Below are 17,759 nucleotides of genomic sequence, written 5' to 3' on the forward strand. Positions count from 1 at the left end.
GTGCACCCACTGCGTCCCGGTCCGGAACTTGTAGGCGATCGCGTCGATCACCTCACGGTGGTCCCGCCAGCGGCCACCACGCTTCGGCGTCCGGTCCGGGAGCAACGGCTCGATCCGCGCCCACTGCACATCAGTCAACGGCACACCCGGACCAACGACCGACTGATCCAAACGAAACTGCCTAGGGCTTCGCAGCAGGACTTAACTGGGGTCAGTCGTGGCTCCCCGACAGCTCAACCGCTTCGGCAGCGCGCCGGACCAAGGCAGGCGTGGTAGGTGTGGTAGTGATCCGCACCACGGACGTGCCGACCCGAACGTATACGGCGTATATCTGGCCGCTAGGAGGTTCCTCCGTGACAGCAATACGCCGTGATCCGATCCATTCGGCGGTCTGAAAACTGAGACGGGCCAAGGCCAATCGGGAACGCATCAGGCGTTCGGCTTCTCGTGCGGAAGGTGCAGTGTACTCGACAGAAAGACGGATCAACGGTGCTGTGCCCTTATCTGGCACATAGGTACAGGCCGAAGGCTGCGGCAGACGCGTGCCAAAAATAGAGCGCCGCTGCGGAATGGGAGTGTACTGGACGGAGGTTGACAGTTTACCGAAATGAAGGAGGCGGCATGCATCTGGCCATCTTGCTGGCGGCAAGCCAGCGAGGGCAGGGTGAGGATTCCCCGGGTCGGCGACAAGACGGTATACGGTGAGTCGGCCAAACAGACCATCCGGAGGCGTAACCGTATTACCCTTCTCTTCCCAGATAGCCAGTAGGTCCCCGTGAGATCCGATGAGCTCCGTGTGCCACACACTGCTAAGCACTGGCACCTGTACGGAGTGTCCGGAGTCAAGCGCCAAATACTCAACATACGTAGCCATCGGCCATTCATGACGAATCTGACCGATCATTGCGTTACCTTCTAGCTCCAGAGACGCGTAGACGGGGCGGTCCCAGAGCGTCTCACCTCGATTGACATCGAGGGCGCGCAGGCGGAAGGGCTTATATTCCTTCTCCTGTGGATCCCTTTCTTGTACGTAAAGCACCGACCCTTTCCGGGTTAGGCTCCATACGTAATCACTTCCACGCGATAATAGGCGCCCAGAATCAGAATACATACGAAGCTCTTCCCCTACTTTCACCGCGATGTCACCAGCGTCAGACGGGGTGAGTCGCAGCTGATAGGGGTACCCGATAGCGTCATATGCACTGGGTTCGACGGGCATGCGTATAGCCTGCTGCCAGAGTCTCCTGCCGGTGAGGGAATCCAGAGCGGTCAACTTGGCCAGGGATCCCGGAGAACGGTGCCACATGAAGACGTACCAAATTTTTCCCGCGTCGGCGTATACGGCGCTGTACTCCAGCGATTGAAAGCGTAGGCCCGCGATCGTGGGTTCGGCACTCCATCGCTGAGCCCCGGTGTAGACATCGAATGCTTTAACCTTTACGGGAAAACCACTGAAGACTGCGGCGATTCTTCCCGTGAGGGCCACCCGTGGCCCCAGCCCGGAAGGTTGGGCGACATCCCTGTGCCAGACTTGCCGACCAGTTGCCACGTCGTAGCCACGGAGCAAGACGGGATCAGATCCAACAGCCGTCCAAGCAATCACTAGCGTCGAGCCGTTGATGCGCAACTGCTCCGCCCCGTATTCCTGCGGAATACCGTGAGGAAGTACCTCGGAGATGCGACTTCCGGTCGCCATCCTGCTAATGATCAGCCCACGGCCGTCGCGTACCGATGACACAATGTATCCATGGTCGGCATACAGGCCGTTTAGCTCGCCGAGGTTGAGGTCTGCGTTCCATACTTCACGCAGCCCCACCGCAGGAGGCCATGCACGGGTAGGGCCACCCGTCCCCACAATCCAGGGCCAGAGCGCCAGGCATACAGCCACTAACACGGGACGGACCCACCGCTTCATGGTCAGCATTTTTGGTTGGTGGCCGACGGTACACACCAACTGCCTGGGGGAGCCTGCACCCATGCCCCCTCGGACTCGTTGAAGACCTGGGTGTAACCCCGAGGGCGGTCCTGGGGCCCTGTGATGCGGAACGGTTTACCGCCCGAGGAGCGGATGACCACTTCTTTGGATTTCCCGTCCGCGATGACGTTAACCAGCACATCGAACTCGTACGCTGCTGTGCGTGCGGTGAATGACATTGCCAGCGTGGTCTGCTCGCCCCGCACTAGATCAATTTGATGCGAGCGGAAGTAGGCCCGACTTTCCTCCTTCGCCTTCCCCTTGTCCATAACGAAAACAGGGTTGCGTCGGTCCAAGTTGGCAGCGAGAGGGATCGTACTGACCTCGCCAGCAGTCGCCGGCAAGAAATACGCCCCACTCAACCGGGGCTGCTTCCGCAGGATGCGAGGACGCATATCGATCACTCTCGCCTTGCTCCGCCACCCCTCAAGTACGGCGACAACGTTCATCTGGCCGACCGGCTCCGCCCGTCGGCGTTGCAGAAAATCCTGCCATTGCTCGCTAGCGGCGGGCTCCGCCAGCATGGCCCGGTCCCGCTGAGTGCTTACCGCGTTTCGTAGCGCAAATGGCCCCTCATCCACAGAAATTGTGACGTTTGCTACCTTAATTGGCGGCTTGCCAGTGGCCCTGTCGACCACGTCGGGCACATCGTTCTGAAACCAGCCGGTGAAGAGAGCCGTAGCCACGCCTCCAATAACCACTGCGGCCACCCCTCCTCCCCAAGCCTTCAACGCAGTTCGCTTGGACGCTTGGGTCTCGCCCTCACCGGAAGCATCCGCATCTCGCGCCGGCGCGCTCGCCGGGCCGGGCACCTCAGGCGTGCGGGCCGCGGCCACATCACCATCCGCCCCCGAAACTGCATCACCGCGGTCACGCGCCGCAGGATCCTGCGTCATCCCGCCCCCTCGACATGTCTTGCACAGCGCTCGTTCAAGAGCTTGCGGGACGCAGTTTGGTTCTACTTGACGCCTTAGACAACAGGTAGACCGAAATTGTTAAAATAGAACGAAATGAGTCTGTGTTGTGGCAAGAGCTGAACGGTCTGGCAGACGAACCCGCGTGCTCAACCGCCGCGTCGGCGGTTGAGCACGCGGGTTCCCGCTCGTGCCCCTCCAAGAATCTGCGAACCTGCGCGCTTCCGACCGGGCAGCGCAGAAGATCCGCCGCGCCGAGCAGGGCCACGAATACGCCGCTGCTCAACTCCTTGCGCTCGGAGCTCCGCGGCCGCGGCCCGGCTGCGACCCGGCTCTGTGGCTGCGTGAGGCCCTGGTCGCGGTTGGCGCCCGCAACGTCCGGCACCGCGGTGTGCACCGCTACGTGTTCCGGCTTGGCCGGACCCGCCGTGAGCGGGAGGAGATCGAGCTCGGTCTCCCCGTGCTGCGGCCCTACCCGAAACGTCCAGACGCCGAGCCTGCAGCGGCGTGAGGTGCTCGGGCACCGCCGTCCGCGATCGGCCGCCAGTCCTGGCGCCCCCCGTTCTCGTCTCCTTGGAGCTGCCATGCCTTCGCGTACCGTCCACCGCCCGCCTCGCCTGCCCGACTTGACCTCCTACGACCTGCTCGCGCCCCAGCTGTCCGGCGGCAAGGACAGCGCGGTCATGATGTTTGTGTTCATGGAAGCCACCCGGGCCGCCGGCGTGGACGACCGGGTGATCTCCTACCACTCCAGCCTCGGAGTGCTGGAGTGGCCGCCGGTGGTCTTTGGCGGCATCCGTTATCCCGGGGTGTCCGAGCTCGCCGCGCTGCAGAGCGCTGCCTTCGGGGTGCCGGCCGAGCGGCACCTGGAGGTCACCCGCACGATGCCGGGCCCGGACGGCACCCGGATGCCGCGCAGCCTGCTGACCGAGATCGCGGCGTACGGGCGCTTCCCGCGCATGGGCAGCCCGTACTGTCGCAAGAGCGCCAAGGAGAGCGTGGTCTCCAGCGCCTGGACGCCGATCGTCAACCGTCTGAAGCGCGAGCTCGGCCGCCCGGTGCGGATCCTCAAGGTCATGGGTCTGCGCAGCGACGAGGGGCCCGACCGCAAGAAGCGGGCGGCGTTCCGTACGGTGCAGGCCAACAGTGCGCGCGTCGTCGACGAGTGGCTGCCCGTCAAGGACTGGTCGACCGACGCGGTCAAGGAGTGGCACGCCGACGCGCCGGTGCCGTACTGCTGGACGTACGATTCGGCGCCCGGTGCGGGCGACTGGGGCGGAACCTCCCGCTGCTCGTGCTCGCTGTGCGTCTTCGCCTCCCGCCACGACGTGCTGCTCTCCATCGGCCGGCGGCCGCGGCTGGCCGACCTGTACGCCGAGGTCGAACAGGTCCGAGGCGACAGCTTCCGCGCTGACTGGCGCATCACCGATCTGATCCGGCACGCCGCGGCCTGCGGAGCGCCCGACCCCGGCGTGGTCTGCTCCGACGACGGCCCGGAGTTCACCGCCCTCGAGGAGCAGGTCCGCGCGGCTATGGAGGAGGAGCCCCGCAAGGAGCCCGACCTGGCCCGGCGGGCACGACGATCGCCGTGCGATGGCTGTGCCGCTCCGCTCTGAAGATTTCCCACAAGCCTCTGATCTTTCTTGAAGGGCATACTGCTGATGATGACGACGACCACCCAGCGCCTCCTCGACCTCGCCGCGGCCGCACCGGCCAGCCACGACGAGGACCTGGTGCTGCTCCTGCGCGAAGCGAGTGAGCTGTACCAGCAGGGTTTTGCAGACCTGCGCGACACGGTGGCGGCCCGCTTCGCCGGGCTGTCCGGCGGGGATCTGGTGGCGGCCGCGACCGCGGCCGGCATGCCGTGCGATGCGTCCCAGGACCGCGACGAGCTGGTCCTGCTGCTCGCCTTGGCCGAGTGGGAGATGACTCCGGCGGCCCTGGCCTACTCGGAGATGGCCCAGGACGCGGCTCGCCGCGGTGTGTGCCTGATCCCGGAGGAATGACTTCTTCCTCGCGCCGGCCGGGAAAACCTGGGCAGCGTACTGGACCCCCGCCCCAAACTCCTGCCATTATGTGAGTTGTGAGCCGGGCAGGCCGGCTCACCTCCGACAGGACGGACGGTTCTGCCATGACCTCGCGCCGTGAGCCTCGCCTGGCCGACGCTGCCGAGATCGCGGCTGAACAGGGCCTGACGCCCGCGCGGATCAGCGGCCTCTACAACGACCGCGCCGAGAACGGCTTCCCCGAAATCGCCGACATGCGCGGCCGCGCCCGCCTGTGGGACCACGCGAAGGTCACCGAGTGGTTCGCGAACCGCCCGCCGGCACGCCTGCGCGAGCACACACCGCCCGCCCGTGACCCGCAGGACCTGCTGAACGCCGCCGAGGCCTCGAGGTTCCTGGGCTACAAGAACCCCAACCAGGTCACCACCTTCGTCCGCGACCACCCCGGGTACTTCCCCGACCCGGACGTCGTCGAAGAGCTGGGCACCGCCGAAAACCCCTACCGCCGACAGCTGTGGCGCGTGCAGACCCTGCTGGACTGGATGGCCACCCGGCCGGGCCGCGGCAAGCACGCCGGCGCGAAGCGCACTGCCCCCGCACTGCCCGACGTCCCTGTCGACGGCGACCCCGACGAGCTCCTCGGAGCGACTCAGGCCGCGGCACTGCTGGGGTTCAAAAGCGTCAACTCCTTCTCCAGCAGCCTGTCCCAGGGCAATCTGCCCCTGCTGGAAACCCCCGACGCTCTCACGGAGAAGGGCGGGCGCCGACGGTGGACGCGTCGGCGCATCCTCGAGCAGGCCGCCCAACCCCGGGGCAGAAACCGGCGGTGAGCGCCCTTTCGCCCACCGCCCCATAGACGCGGCATCCGGTTACGGGTCGTTGGTCCCTTGCGGGCCGGGTGTCGCACGATGGCCGGCATGGCGTGGCTCGCCACCACGCCCCGCAGCAGCCCTCGGCTGCTGCGGACCGGCCATCGCCGAACTTCTCATGGGGCCGCCCTCTTCCTGGTTCACCCCCAGCCCCTTGCCGTAAAGCTGGCGAACTCCCCGGCAGGAGCAAGCTGCTCTGGCGCGCGGGCCCGCCCAGTGGTCGGGGCCATGGACGTCAGCAAAGACGCAGAGCGCGAGGCTGTTTCGACTTCGTGACCATGGTCGGGGCTTCCTGGTCGGGGGTCTGGTCGGGGCCTGCGGGTTTCCTCAGCAGCAACCGACGGTCTCCGCCGGAGACCACCACGGCCGCGGAAGGAAACGTCTCATGAGCAGCGCCGCACGGAGCACTCCGGCGACGAAACCGGCCCCCAGCCCCGCTGAGCCCTTGGCCCACCAAGTGCTGGCGGGGCTCGCCCAGCACCGCATCGCCACCACCAGCCAGTTGCGCCGGATGCTGCGCCCGGACGGCACGCGACAGCTGATGTCCCGTGTTCTGAACAGGCTGCGCTCCGACGGCTTCGTCGACTGCACGGTGCTGCCGGACGCGAACCGGACCCGTACCAACGCCTGGTACCTCACGCAGGAAGGCGCCCGGCTGACCCGGGACCTGCCCGTCCTGCGGGGGCGGCCGCCCTACCCCATCACCTCGACCACAGCAGCGTCGCTGAAGACCCCGCACACGCTCGCCGTCGTTCGCGCTCACCTTGCTTTCGCCGCAGACGCCCGCCGGCTCGGGCACGAGCACGGCCCCTGGGACTGGACCCCTGAGGTGTCCCACTCCATCGGCGAGGGCGAGCGGATCGTGGCCGACGCGGTGATGTACTACACGGTCGTCGAGAGCGAACACCGGCGAAAGCTGCGTGCGTTCGTGGAAGTCGATCGCAGCACCATGAGCAGTGAGCGGCTGGCCGTGAAGCTGATCGAATACGCCCGCCTGTTCCAGTACGAGGCCCAGCCCGTCGGCCGGCGGAGGCAGGCCACCGCCGGTCCCGCCTGGCTGCGCTGGTATCCGGTTTTTCCCCGGGTGCTCTTCGTACTCACCGGTGCCTCCCGGGCCAGGCTGGAGAATCGGATGAGCGATCTGCAGGCAATGGTCGCTCAGCACCCGCTCGTGGCGGGTCTCGCTCGGGAGGTCCGGCTGGGAGCCGCCGTGCTGGAAGACCTGGAGCAGCTCGGTCCCTCCCAGGACGTGTGGATGCCTCTGGTCGGCGGTAATCCTCGCCCGTGGACGGACCTGTGAGGTGAACGGCCGGCGGCCGCTCAGCGGGGAGGCCGCCAGCGGGTGAACACGCATTGGTCGGGGCCGGCGTGGATGCCGAAGGGGAGGTCGATCCGGTCGAGAAGGAATCCCTCGCCGGGGGCGTGCACGGTGTATCCGCAGCCCTTATAGAAGGCGCCCAGGTCCCGCTCGGTCTCGAAGGACCCGTACAGCAGGAAGTAGTCGAGCTGGTCGTAGACCTGCCAGGCCCGCTTCAGCAGGAAGCTGGCGAGGCCCTGGCCGCGGGCCTGCTCGGCTACCGCAAGGCCGTGTACTTTGGCGATGGCCACGCTCAGGGTCACAGCCTGCACGTTGCTGTACCCGTGCTCCAGAGCCCGCTCGATGATGGTTCCGGGGGCGGTGACGGACAGAGCGCCGATCGGCCGGTCCTGCTCGTCGACCGCCACGAGAGTTAGGCTGACACTGGCCATCGAGTCGGCCATCGAGTGCCCGATGGTCCGGCGCGCGAAGTCCTCGAAGAACGTCTTGGTGGTGCCGTCCAGACCGTCCAGGAGGGCGGCACCTGCCGTGCCCTGCTCGATGGAGGACCGCAGAGCCGGAATGAGCCGGGCTCCAGCCGTGTCGAGCAGCGCGTCGACGGTGTCCGTGTCCGCTGCCGTGGCGAGCCGTACGCGGGTGCCGGCGGGGCCGGGCCAGCCCTTCCGTAGCCGGTCGGCGGACAGCCGTACTGGTCTGCTGCTGCCCTTCTTCGCGGTGCGCTTGGCCATGGACAGCCCCCTGGGGTCGGCATGAACTGGGACGACGCTGAGCGCCATGAGGGATGCTGTCCACCGCGAAGGCCGTTCAAGGACCGTTTCCCGGCCGAATGCTCATGCTCTGTGGGCCAGTTGGAGCCTGCCTGGGTGGGTGATGATGACGCGGTGAGTCTGGATCTGAGCAACTACGAGCTCCGCTGGCCGACGTCGCTGTTCGTGTCCGAAGGCGAGCGCGTCCTTCGGTCGTCGAACACCTCGTGGGAGGAGCAGGCGGTATGGCTGCTGACGGAGGCCCTGGTCGGCACCACAGCGGCGGCCGACTTCGAGGACCTGCCCGAGCGCCCCGCACCCTCGGACGATCCGTGGGCCAGCACCACCCCCGGCTGGGGGCAGCGGGGCGGGATGGACAAGCGGGAGTGGCTGAAGGAGCTGGTCAGCCGCGCAGCCGAACTGCGGCATGCGGCCGAGCCGCGACCGTACTGGCCACAGCGGCAGGGCCGCGGCCTGTCGCACGACGGCAGCACAGCACGCGACACCCGCCGTGACTTCACCCGGATCATTAGCGACTTCGCCGACAACGGCTACCTGGCGGAGGTCTTCGGCGAGGAATGCGTCGACGACCCCACCGAGCTGCCGGACGCCTCACGAGTGATCGAGCGGCGACTGGGCATCCCGGACCTGTGGCCTCTGACCCCGGAAACATGGGACGAGGACACCTTCTTCGGTCTGATCGAGGTCTTCCACGACCTAGTCAGCCGGCCCCGCACCCGCCGCTTCCACTCCTGGAACAACTGCGGGTGGCACCACTCGGAGTTCCACAACGGGCCCGCCCGCATCCTGTACCGGGGCAAGGTCAACGAGCTACTGCGCGAGGCCGGCATCGAGTACGAGCTGGCTGCCGAAGGCGAGGACCTCGGGCGCCTGGTCGCCGTCACCGACGACGCCCGCAGCGCGCTGGTACACCAGGCGCTCAACGACAGCGCCCCGGACATCACGACCCGGGTCCGCCACGCGATCGCCCTGTTCCGCGGCCGGGACACGACGGTGGAGAGCAAGCGGTCGGCGATCGTCACCCTCGCGGGCATCCTCGAGGAACGCCGCGCCCTGCTCAAGGACAAGCTCGGCAAGGACGAGGGGGCACTGTTCGAGATCGCCAACCGATACGACCTGCGCCACCGCAAGGCAGACCAGCGCGGCGACTACGACGAAGCGTTCCTGGACTGGATCTTCTGGTGGTACCTCGGAACGGTGGAGCTCACCAACCGGCTCATTGCGTCCCGGATCGCTGGCTGACCCTCGCGCACCATTACCCGAACCCATGGTCGAAGCCCTTCAGGACCGGGTCAAGCTCGGCGGCGGCGCCGCACAGCGAGCACAGTCGCCGGCGCGAGCGTTAAGTGTGGATCAGCCTGCCGCCCCAGGACGCCGGTCCTGGGACGGCAGGCGTTCGTCTGAACCGTCGTGGTCGCTTGATCAGCGTTCTGCTCCCACGTTGCTGTCAGACGCTCTGGCACAGCGGCGGCAGGAGTCCGTCGCCCGGCCAGAAGGGTTGCTCGGCCGCCAGGCCGGTGAGGAACATGCCGACCTCGGTCAGGACCTTGGTGCGGTCGTCCGGTCCGTAGACGGTGAACTCCCCTGCTGCAGCGTCGAAGGCGCGCACCTGGCTCTCGGGGCCGGTGCAGATCAGGGCCCGGGCGACTTCGGGGAGCCCGAGGCTGAGGGCATCGCACATCTGTGTCTGTACCAGGTGCACCAGGTCGACGGTGACGCTCTCCCAGTCGCCGACCGCCGGCCAGTCGGCGCCGCCGTTCAGTTCGTGGGTAAGGGTGGCCAGCGGGATGATCTCGCCCGGCCGCCGTCCTTGGGTGAGGAGGGCGTGGATCCGAGTGCCGTCGGGCTGGAGTACCTGCGGATGGAGCAGGGTGTCGGCGGCAACGAGGGTGGTGTTGATCTCCTGGGTACCGGGGCCGGGGTAGTAGGGCTCGTGCGCGAAGAGCAGGTAGACCGCTGAGGTGCGGGCAGCGGTGTTGGGTCCGGGCATGACGAGTGCTCCCTCCGGTGGTGAGGTGCCGGGCGTGTGCTGAGGTGCTGGCAATGTCGTCGACCGGGCGCCAGGCGGCCGCCCCGGTTTGCGGGCCTGGTCCGCGTGGTCCGGCCGGGCCTGGGCGGGTGCGTGCTTGAGGATCCGGGCGACCTGGTCGGCGAGCTGGAGCATCAGCCGTTCGCAGGTGATGAGTGCGCATGATGCCGAGCGTGTGTCTTGCGTCTGCACCATGTCGGCGGCGTCCCACAGCAGGTGCTGGCCGATCTCGGCCGACCGGCGCAGTTCGTAGCGGTCGCTGCCGGCGGCGGCCTTGATGAGGCAGGTGTGCAGGGCGGCGAGGCGCTGGAGGTAGCGGCAGGCGCTGGCACCTTCGACGCTGCGGACGTGTTCGCGGGCCCGGGCGTCCAGCGTGGCCGGCAGGTGTTCGGCGAGCAGCGGAGCGAGCAAGATCGCTGGCAGGGCGACGTCGGCGGGGATGCCATCGGCCATGGCGAACAGGCCGGCGACCAGGCTGAAGAACGCCACCGCGACGGTGCCGAAGCGCAGCGAGGCGCGGATGCCGGGGGCCAGGCCGATGCGCCGGGCGGAGCGCCTGGTCAGCCAGCGCAGGGCCATGCGCTGCGTGGGTGTGGCCGATGGGGTGAGGACTCCGATCTGGTGGGGGAGTTCAGGCCGTGAACCGTCGCCTGGGACCGTCCAGGCGAGCCAGCCCCACCGGGTGCGCTCGTAGACGAGCACGGGTTCGCACTCGGCTGTGCAGGTGTGGTCGCGGACGTGGCCGGTTCGCAGGGCGCGTGCGTGTTCCGCCTCCCACCGGCCCGGGGCAGCCGCGAAGGGGTGCAGGTGCTGCGCGAACCCGGGTGGCGATGGTGTGCGGCGGGTGTCGGTCACGGGCTGCTTCCTTCCGGTTGGTCGGTCAGGCGGAGGCGCACGTCGTGCAGCGGCCGTCGCCGTCGGGGTGGGCTCGCTTGCGAGTCGGGCCGGGGCAGGTGCGGCACAGCGGCCAGCCGAGGCAGGTGGGGCAGAGGTCTTCGCCGGGGGCGGTGGCGGGCACGCCGCAGCCAGCGCACTCGACGAGGGCCCGGTAGGTGAGGGCTTGGGTCACGGAGCGGGCAGCGGCCGCTGTCGATGACCTGGTCGCCTCCACGAACGGTTCGTCCAGCGGGGCCGCGGCGGGGCGGGCGGCGCTGGCGGGCGGCGGGTAGGCCTGGGCGGCGCGGAGCCGGGCGGCGATGATCGCGCCGATGGAGGTGCGCACCGGGTTCGGCAGCGGCCGGTCGGTGATGACGTGGCGCAGCTGCTCGGGACTCCAGCCGGCCTCCAGCATCACGGTCGCCACGCGGCCTTGATCAGTCAGTGCCGGCCCGGTCAGCAGCAGTTCGGGACGGCTCGCCCCGATGTCCAGCAGCAGCCGGATCCCCGCGTGCATCTCGTCCGCCGGAGGCGGTGGCTTCGGCGACGTTGTCGCGTGCGAGGGGGCCGTCCGTGCGTTCGTGCGCGCCGCGTCGCCGCGATCGCACGGACGGAGGGGGTTGGTCTTCTGCTTGTTGGTCTTCTTAACGATGGTGTTCTTAGTGCCGGGATCAGCCAACACTGGCTCAGCCAATCCTGGATAACCCGACTCTGGTTGTGAGCTGGGGTTTTGCAGGGCGGGCAGGTCGGTGATGAAGTACAGGGCCTGCCCAAGCGTGCCGTCGGGGTTGCGGTCCCGGTCGCGCAGCAGGAATCCGTGGTGCTCCAGTTCCTCCAGGCCGGTGGTCACCGCGTCGACGCGTTCGCGGCCGTGTCGCGCCAGGTTGGCGACGGTGATCTGCCAGCCGTCCCGGTGGGTGCTGATGTAGCCGAACAGTCCCTTCGCCTTGAAGGAGATCCGGCTGTCCCTAAACAGCGCGTTGGCGATCTGCGTGAACTGGTCTCCGGCCATCACCCCGCGGCGGATGCCCGCGCCGAAGTCGGTGTCGCTGCTGGCTTCCCGGAAGGTGGATGCTGGGTCGATCGGGGGAACGTCCGGAGCGGCGGGACGGTCGGTGATGCTGTAGACGATCTCTCCGAGGGTGCCGTTGGGGCGGCGCACGCGATCGCGGACCAGGTAACCGAACTTCTCCAGCTCGTTCAGTCCTGCCCGCACCGCGTCTCGCCCGTCGGGGCCCAGGGCGACGAGGGCGGCGATGGTCACCAGCCATCCGTTGCGGTGGGTGCTGATGTAGCCGAAGAGGCCCTTCGCTCGGTACGAGATGCGGCTGTCGCGGAACAACCCGTTGGCGATCTGCGTGAACTGATCGGCCGCCATCACGCCGCGGCGGACCCCGGATCCGAAGCCGCTCATCGCGCCGTCCGGTATGCAGGCCGCGTGCGGTGGCCACGGCAGCGCACCGTGCCCGCCGGGGTGGGGCGGCCGGTGGGCGCGAGGGCGGAGGCGTACGTGCGTTCCATGCCGTCAGCTCATCCGCCGGCCCCGACCAGGCTGACGGCCATGAGCCCCGACCATCGGTCACGATCCGGCAACGCAGCCTTCTAGCTGCCGTGGTCGGGGTCGTGGTCGGGCCGACCACGCCGTGCCAGCACGGTGCGCAGTCGTTGCGCAGCCCCGATTGCGCAGCCTTCGTGGGCGTTGCGCAATCGGCCTGCGCAACCGATCGAGGGTCGTGCGCAGTCGGGTTGTGTGCCGCGGGTGCGCAGTACGGCCCGCGGATCCCGATGTCCTGTTGCGCAGGGTCGGGTGTGCCGATGCGCAGGCTGCCCCCGCGGGTCTGGTGGTGTCCTTCTGCGCGCTCGCGTACGGCGCCGGCCGGGGTGCGGCAGACGGGCGCCAGCGCATCCGTCGGCGGGGTGCCGGCGGATGACGCGGTGAGCGCCCACAGACCCAGGTTGGCTCCATGGTCGGGTCTGTGGTCGGGCCGACCATGACCCCGACCACGGGCTTCGTGTCCCCATCGTGACCGTGGTCGGGGTCTCGTGGTTGGTGGTCGGGTCGGGGTCGGCGGGTTTTCTCAAGGTCAGCAATCACACGTTCTGACCTGGGAGTTTGACCATGTCTCCTGGCAAGCAGGCCTCACAGAGCGAGGCTGCTGCTCCGATGGCGGGTGGCGCCCGGCTGGAGGCGATGCGGCGCCGCGTCCGGCTCTCGCGCTTGGCGGTCTGGACGGTCATCGCGGCCGGCCCCGTCGCCCTGGCCGTCGCCGTCGCCTCCACCCCGACCACGGTCGAGGCGGCTACTCCGGCCAAGCCCACCGCCGTGCGCACCGCGGCGGCCGCCGCCAACCCGGCCGGCTATGCGCAGTTGTTCGTCAGCGCGTGGCTGCGCAGCAGCGCCGATGACGCGACGACTGCGCAGGCGCGGCTTGCGCAGTCGATGGCGCCGGACGTCGAGCTGCCCAACCCGGCAGCGGGTGCGCAGTCGTCGCCTGCGTCCGTGACCGCGGTGCGCAGTGCGCAACGCGCGGACGGCGCGTGGTCGGTGACGGTGGCTGCGCAGTACGCCAACGGAACGGTGCGCTACTACACGGTGCCGGTGGCCGCCGAGGCCTCGGGCGCCTCGTTCACGGTGACCGGCGCGCCCGGCGTGGTGGCCGGCCCGGGCCGGGCCGAGGTGCCGAGGTCGCCGTACGGCGTGAGTGTCCCGGAGGGTGAGCTGTCCTCAGCCGTAGGGGAGTTCCTCGCCGCCTACCTGACCGGCGCCGGCGAGGTCGACCGCTACCTCGCGCCCGGTGTGCAGATGTCGGCCGTCTCCCCCGCTCCGTACACGGCGGTGTCCGTCGAGCAGGTGTCCGCGGTCGAGGAAGACGCGGCCGGCGAGAAGGTGCCGGCCGACGGCACGGCGGTGCGGGTCCTCGTCCGGGTGGAAGGCCGGGACGCCGGTGGTCGGTGGCCGCTGGCGTACGAGCTCACGCTCAAGGCCCGCTCCGGCCGGTGGGAAGTCGCCGCGCTTGAGTCCGGGACCGCTCAGGGCGGGGGTGTCCGGTGAACACGATGCACAGCCTGGTGCTCGCCGGGCAGCTCAACGACCTCGGCGACTCGTGGATCAACATGTTCAAGGAGTGGGCGACCAAGGGTCTGCAGGCCGGTCTCGTCTGCCTCGTCGTCGTCATCATGATCCAGAAGTTCAGTCTCAAGGCGGGGATCGGCGCCCTGCTGCTGATGATCATCGCGCTTGGGCTGTACAACTCCCGCGAGAGTCTCGCGAACATGTTCGAGGACGAGGTGAAGAACCCGGCCAAGGGCGCACCCGTCGTCCCCGGCGTCGTTCAGTCCGAACTCCCGTCCTCTCGTGACCACTCGCGGGGCGTCGGGGGCTGGCTGTGACCGCGGCAGCGGCGCGGGTGGGCCGCTTCTACACCGCCGCCCGACGCCACCCATGGGTGCTGGGCAAGGTCGCCGACTGGAAGATCCCGCTCGGCCCCTACACGCCCGCGCAGATCGCGGTCGCCGTCGGCGGCGGTTTCCTCCTGATCAAGACCATCAGCTGGTGGTCGTGGATGGGCCCGGTCCCCATCGTCGCGTGGCTGCTGGCGATCTGGACGGTACGCCGGCCGAAGATCCGGGGCCGTGCGCCGCTGCAGGCCGCGTTGGGCTGGGTGCTGCTCGGCTGGCAGCCGAAGGGCGGGCGGATCGGTGGGCGGGCGGCCCGTGACCGCGCTGCCCGCCCGCTGCTCGGCGGCTTCTCGATCGAGGGCGCGCCCGCGCTGGACCCGGCGGTGAAGGCCAGACCATCCTCTGCGACTCGGCAGAGTGCTGCCTCTCGGGCGCCGCTTGCGCGGCCGGCCGCCGGTCGCTCGTCCGCGCGCCGCCCCACGGAGCCGGTTGCTCCTGTCATGCCCGCGGGGCCGGTCTCTGGTGTGCAGCAGCTGCTCGCGCTCGCCCAGCAGGGGGGTGCGCGGTGAGGGTTCCAATCCGTCACATCGCCGGGCACCTCGTGTGGTCGACGCACGGCAGCGTGTGGGCTGTCTACCGCCTGAACCCTGGCCCGGACGCGCAGGGCCAGCGCGAGGAGACCGTTCAGGGCACGTACCTGCCCGCCGCAGTCCGCGACGAACAGCTCGCCAAAATCACGCACTTGGTGCGGTCGCTGTCCGGGGCACCGCGGCTGTTCGGTCTGTGCGCGCAGGTCGATCCGGGTGAGATCGCCCTCAAGATGATCGAGGGCATTGAGCCGGCCGAGCAGGCACCCGGTGCGGGCCGGCACCCGTGGGTGGAGAACGTCGAGGCCACCCTGGAGCTGCTGGACGACCAGGAGATGCACCACCGCACCCTGTGGCTGGCCGTGCCCCTGCAGACCGAGACCGGCGGCCTGCAGGTCTCCGCGCAACTCGGCGCGGCGTGGGCAGAGATAGCGCCGATGCTGGGCATGCGCCCGGCACCGGTGGCACGCCGCGAGGTGACCGCCTACCGCGAGCAGGCCTCCCGGGTGGAGGCCGCGCTCGCCGGCGGCATCGCCTTCCGCCCCGCCCGCCCGGCGGAGATCGTGTGGATGATCCAGCACGCGCTCCACCGCGGTCTTGCCGAGCCCCTGCTTGCCGAGGCCGAGACCAGCGAGTTGTACGGCGGGCAGATCCGGGACGGCGTGCTGCGCTCCCCCAGCTACGCCGACCTGGGCCAGGTCCGCCTGCAGGAGGGAGGCATCGACCCCGAGCTCGACGACGTCGACGAGCTGAAGACCGCGGGCCGGATCACCCGGTCGGGACGCAAGGCCTGGTGGCGGGTGAACACCGGCTCGCCGCTGGGGCGGCGCTGGCTGCAGGTCGAGTCCGACACCGGGGTGGGCTATCAGGCGCAGTTGGCGCTGGCCGAGTGCCCGCCCGCGGTCAGCCAGGACGCCGCGGACCTGTTCGCCCAGCTGGAGCTGCTCGACTTTCCCGTCGACTACACGGTCGACCTCACGCTGGTGCCCGCGGAGAAGGCCCGCGATCAGGTGCGGCGCAAGAAGAACGAACTGATCGACCAGGCCGACCAGTACGACGCCCGCCCGACCGGCATGCCGGCCTCGCTGACCGAGGCCGCCCGCGACTTGGGCGAGCTGGATGCCCGCCTGTCGCGCACGTCGGTCGAGGTTGAGGTGCAGTCGGTGACCGTGCTGACGGTGTGGGGGCCGACGGCGGCCGTCTGCGACGCCCGGGCCCGCGCCCTGGCCGCACTGCTCGGCGGAGCCGACTACCGCGCCGTGCGCCCGGCCGGCCTGCAGGAAGCCCTGTTCACCCTCGGCCTGCCCGGCACCGTACGGCCTGGCGTGGTGCGGGAGTTCACCCAGCACCAGATCAGTGAGGACTGGGCGCTTTCCGGGGCCTTCACCACCGCTCAGGTCGGCGACCCCAACGGGATGTTCCTCGGCATCGACCTGGACTGCGGTACCACCCGCCCCGTCATGATCAACGTGGCGGACGCGCCCAAGGTCGACGCGTCCGCGTCGATGGGGATCGTCGGGGATCTCGGCGCGGGCAAGAGCGTGCTGCAGAAGCTGATCGCAGAGGCGGTGTGGGCGCGCGGCGGCTGCGCAATCTGCATCGACCGCACTCCGGTCCGTGAGTGGGCCACCTTCGCCCGCACCGCGGCCAAGGGCCGCGCCCAGATCATCGACGCCGCCCAGGCCGAGGTCTCCATCGACCCGCTGCGCATGTTCAACGGGCCCGAAGGACGGCACTACGCCCTGTCCTACCTCACCCTGCAGCTCGGCATCGGACCGATGAGCACCAACGGCGAGGTCCTCCACCACGCCGTCGAGCAGGCAGCCGCCGGCCCGGAGCCGTCCATGCACCGCGTCCTTGAGGTCCTCGAGGAGATGGCCACGCACGAGGTGGGCAAGCGGAAGGACTCGGCCTCCACCCTCGCCGGACTCATCCGCGTCGTCGCCAGCAACTCCCTGGCCCGGATGGTCTTCGACCCGACGCTGCCGCCGGTACGGCTGGACGCCTCCAGCACCACCGACATGATCGTGATCACCACGACCGGGCTGAAACTGCCGCCCAAGGCAGCGTTCGACAAGCCGGAGGTCCTGCACCAGCAGCCGCTGGAGGCGCTGATCGGCCGCGCGGTGCTCTACCTGATCGCCGCGATCGCCCGCCAGACGGCGTTCGAGGACCCCGAGCGGTTCACCCAGGTGGTCCTGGACGAGTTGTACTGGCTGACCTCCTCCGCCGAGGGCACCGCCCTGGTCCACGAGATCCTCCACGACGGCCGCAAGCACGGCGCCGGGCTCCTGGCGGGCTCGCACGACGCCGAGGAACTCGGCCCGGACCGGGGCCTCATGGCCTACCGCGCGCTCGCCCGCACCACCGACCGCGAACGCGCCCGCCGCGGCCTGGAGTTCGTCGGGCTCGATCCCAACGACGACGCACTGGTGCGGCTGGTGACCACCGGCCTTTCCCCCGTCGGCCAGAAGGGGCGAGAGGGCGAGTTCCTGCTGACCTGCCCGCGCCAGAACACCGGCCGCATCAAGGTCTCCATCCCCCGCATCCCGCGTATCACCACCTCCATCACCACCACGCCCGGACGCCGCACGAGCGCTGCCCCGCCTTCCGTAACCGGTGCTGGTGAGGCCGTGGATGCCCGTCCGAAGGAGTACGTCCGATGACCACGTCTTCCTGGAACCGCGCCCGGCGCGTCGCCGCGGCCGCGAGCGTCCTCACCGTTCTCGCCGTCGTCGCGGGCGCGGTCATCCTCGCCCTTGGGGTGGGCGTGCCGGACACATGGTGGCCGAACACCGGACAGGCCTTCGCCACCAGCACCCGCACCGCGCACCACGATCCCTGCGCCTTGATCGTCGGCCCGGCCAAGGCCTACTGCGAACGGGGCGCCACCACCACCGCGTCCGCTGAGAGGCGGGACGTGGCTGGTGCAGCGTGGAGACTGGGCACCGCCGGTGCCGGTATAGCTGCCCTGGCGGTGTGGCGGCTGCGGTCCGTCGCTGGGCAAAGGCGGCACTGA

At 69.2% G+C, this 17,759-nt stretch carries 16 protein-coding genes; 10 read left to right on the forward strand and 6 right to left on the reverse strand.

What is annotated here, in order from left to right; genetic code table 11:
- The 3 genes from ACFPZJ_RS37170 to ACFPZJ_RS37180 form a co-directional block, all read right to left on the reverse strand.
- A partial coding sequence (locus ACFPZJ_RS37170; protein ID WP_381031230.1) for a transposase occupies nucleotides 1-144 on the reverse strand: 144 nt, incomplete at its 3' end.
- 67 nt (nucleotides 145-211) lie between these two features.
- Nucleotides 212-1,978, reverse strand: coding sequence for an outer membrane protein assembly factor BamB family protein (locus tag ACFPZJ_RS37175; RefSeq protein WP_381031136.1), 1,767 nt, complete (start codon nucleotides 1,976-1,978; stop codon nucleotides 212-214).
- Nucleotides 1,918-2,871, reverse strand: a complete 954-nt coding sequence (locus tag ACFPZJ_RS37180) for a hypothetical protein (RefSeq protein WP_381031138.1) — start codon at nucleotides 2,869-2,871, stop codon at nucleotides 1,918-1,920. Before ACFPZJ_RS37180 ends, ACFPZJ_RS37175 begins: the two co-directional genes overlap by 61 nt.
- A gap of 602 nt (nucleotides 2,872-3,473) precedes the next feature.
- On the opposite strand from ACFPZJ_RS37180, the gene ACFPZJ_RS37185 reads away from it, so the two are divergent.
- The 4 genes from ACFPZJ_RS37185 (at nucleotide 3,474) to ACFPZJ_RS37200 (ending at nucleotide 7,064) form a co-directional block, all read left to right on the forward strand.
- On the forward strand, nucleotides 3,474-4,505 hold the full coding sequence (locus ACFPZJ_RS37185) for a phosphoadenosine phosphosulfate reductase (RefSeq protein ID WP_381031140.1): 1,032 nt from the start codon (nucleotides 3,474-3,476) through the stop codon (nucleotides 4,503-4,505).
- 48 nt (nucleotides 4,506-4,553) lie between these two features.
- A complete protein-coding gene (locus ACFPZJ_RS37190; protein WP_229917461.1) occupies nucleotides 4,554-4,895 on the forward strand; it encodes a hypothetical protein in 342 nt (113 codons plus the stop codon).
- Between the two features lie 125 nt (nucleotides 4,896-5,020).
- The gene (locus ACFPZJ_RS37195; protein ID WP_381031142.1) at nucleotides 5,021-5,725 is read left to right on the forward strand and encodes a hypothetical protein; all 705 of its coding nucleotides are present in this window, start codon (nucleotides 5,021-5,023) and stop codon (nucleotides 5,723-5,725) included.
- Between the two features lie 424 nt (nucleotides 5,726-6,149).
- Nucleotides 6,150-7,064 (forward strand): replication-relaxation family protein, encoded by a 915-nt coding sequence (locus ACFPZJ_RS37200; protein WP_381031144.1) that lies wholly within the window; start codon nucleotides 6,150-6,152, stop codon nucleotides 7,062-7,064.
- Nucleotides 7,065-7,084: 20 nt separating this feature from the next.
- On the opposite strand, the gene ACFPZJ_RS37205 is transcribed toward ACFPZJ_RS37200, so the two are convergent.
- A complete protein-coding gene (locus ACFPZJ_RS37205; RefSeq protein WP_381031146.1) occupies nucleotides 7,085-7,810 on the reverse strand; it encodes a GNAT family N-acetyltransferase in 726 nt (241 codons plus the stop codon).
- Between the two features lie 153 nt (nucleotides 7,811-7,963).
- Between ACFPZJ_RS37205 and ACFPZJ_RS37210 the strand changes: the two genes are divergently transcribed.
- On the forward strand, nucleotides 7,964-9,091 hold the full coding sequence (locus ACFPZJ_RS37210) for a hypothetical protein (RefSeq protein WP_381031148.1): 1,128 nt from the start codon (nucleotides 7,964-7,966) through the stop codon (nucleotides 9,089-9,091).
- 205 nt (nucleotides 9,092-9,296) lie between these two features.
- Here ACFPZJ_RS37210 and ACFPZJ_RS37215 read toward each other — a convergent pair whose 3' ends face one another.
- Both ACFPZJ_RS37215 and ACFPZJ_RS37220 read right to left on the reverse strand, forming a co-directional pair.
- Nucleotides 9,297-10,733, reverse strand: coding sequence for a hypothetical protein (locus ACFPZJ_RS37215; RefSeq protein ID WP_381031150.1), 1,437 nt, complete (start codon nucleotides 10,731-10,733; stop codon nucleotides 9,297-9,299).
- A 25-nt stretch (nucleotides 10,734-10,758) separates the two neighbouring features.
- Nucleotides 10,759-12,168, reverse strand: coding sequence for a hypothetical protein (locus ACFPZJ_RS37220; RefSeq protein ID WP_381031152.1), 1,410 nt, complete (start codon nucleotides 12,166-12,168; stop codon nucleotides 10,759-10,761).
- Nucleotides 12,169-12,873: 705 nt separating this feature from the next.
- On the opposite strand from ACFPZJ_RS37220, the gene ACFPZJ_RS37225 reads away from it, so the two are divergent.
- From ACFPZJ_RS37225 to ACFPZJ_RS37245, 5 genes are read left to right on the forward strand one after another with little or no spacing between them, the layout of a single operon-like run.
- Complete coding sequence (locus ACFPZJ_RS37225; RefSeq protein WP_381031153.1) at nucleotides 12,874-13,806, forward strand: conjugal transfer protein; 933 nt, start codon at nucleotides 12,874-12,876, stop codon at nucleotides 13,804-13,806.
- Complete coding sequence (locus ACFPZJ_RS37230; RefSeq protein WP_189891857.1) at nucleotides 13,803-14,144, forward strand: hypothetical protein; 342 nt, start codon at nucleotides 13,803-13,805, stop codon at nucleotides 14,142-14,144. Before ACFPZJ_RS37225 ends, ACFPZJ_RS37230 begins: the two co-directional genes overlap by 4 nt.
- On the forward strand, nucleotides 14,141-14,722 hold the full coding sequence (locus ACFPZJ_RS37235; RefSeq protein WP_381031155.1) for a hypothetical protein: 582 nt from the start codon (nucleotides 14,141-14,143) through the stop codon (nucleotides 14,720-14,722). The genes ACFPZJ_RS37230 and ACFPZJ_RS37235 overlap by 4 nt, the downstream gene beginning before the upstream one ends.
- Nucleotides 14,719-17,406 carry an ATP-binding protein gene (locus ACFPZJ_RS37240; RefSeq protein ID WP_381031157.1) on the forward strand — a complete coding sequence of 896 codons (2,688 nt, stop codon included), beginning with the start codon at nucleotides 14,719-14,721 and terminating at the stop codon, nucleotides 17,404-17,406. The genes ACFPZJ_RS37235 and ACFPZJ_RS37240 overlap by 4 nt, the downstream gene beginning before the upstream one ends.
- Complete coding sequence (locus ACFPZJ_RS37245) at nucleotides 17,403-17,759, forward strand: hypothetical protein (RefSeq protein ID WP_381031159.1); 357 nt, start codon at nucleotides 17,403-17,405, stop codon at nucleotides 17,757-17,759. The genes ACFPZJ_RS37240 and ACFPZJ_RS37245 overlap by 4 nt, the downstream gene beginning before the upstream one ends.

Source organism: Streptomyces bullii, from assembly GCF_042657145.1.
Classification (GTDB): Bacteria; Actinomycetota; Actinomycetes; order Streptomycetales; family Streptomycetaceae; genus Streptomyces; species Streptomyces bullii.